This is a genomic window from Faecalibacterium sp. DFI.5.82 (assembly GCF_029076575.1).
Taxonomy (GTDB): Bacteria; Bacillota; Clostridia; order Oscillospirales; family Ruminococcaceae; genus Faecalibacterium; species Faecalibacterium duncaniae.
Window position 1 is genome coordinate 1 of sequence record NZ_JARFIS010001042.1, and the last position, 291, is coordinate 291.

A 291-nucleotide genomic window follows, 5' to 3' on the forward strand; every position below is an offset into this window, starting at 1 on the left:
CCCAGCAGATCCAGCGGGCGGGCAGCATCCTTTTCAGGGTCCAGCAGCACCCGCATACACAGGGTGGTATCCAGCTGCTGCCAGCTGTTTCGGCCCGCCAGATCGGGCAGACGGTCATACTATTCGGGGCTCTCCTGCTGGCGGGTGCGGATGTGATCCAGCAGGGCTCCCAGGCTGTGCTCCCCGGGCTTGTTCTCCCAGTGCCAGCGCAGCAGCTAGCGGCTGATCTCATCGCAGGTAGTTTTGATCTCAAAAGCGGTTTGCATTGCTTCGTCGGGCATAACGTTTCTC

The 291-nt window shown here is 61.2% G+C and carries 1 protein-coding gene; it reads left to right on the forward strand.

Annotated elements, in window-relative coordinates:
• On the forward strand, window positions 1-291 hold a 291-nt coding region (locus P0G09_RS20050; RefSeq protein ID WP_275253553.1), incomplete at both ends, for a hypothetical protein.